We start from the raw sequence: 234 nt of genomic DNA on the forward strand, positions 1-234 counted from the left end.
CAGGCCGGCGAGAAGCCGTGGCCGTGGCTATCCGGATTAGTCGCGATAAAGCGCGCGCCGTTACTGACGAAGTAGGCGGCTTTGTGCATCATGTCCCAGTTGTAAGAGCGAGTTTCACCGACGATCACAAAATCCGGGTTGATGTCGGTGATGGTGAAACCGGCTTTGTACAGCTCATGGATCAGCGCGCCTTCGCCGACCACATAGGCTTTTTTACCTCCTGACGGCGCAGGA

Annotated in this window: 1 pseudogene; it reads right to left on the reverse strand. The window is 56.8% G+C overall.

The features are described from left to right. Positions 1-234: pseudogene (locus HMPREF0072_RS11750) on the reverse strand (hypothetical protein); the annotation flags it as partial.

This window comes from Anaerococcus lactolyticus ATCC 51172, from assembly GCF_000156575.1.
GTDB classification, from domain to species: Bacteria; Bacillota; Clostridia; order Tissierellales; family Peptoniphilaceae; genus Anaerococcus; species Anaerococcus lactolyticus.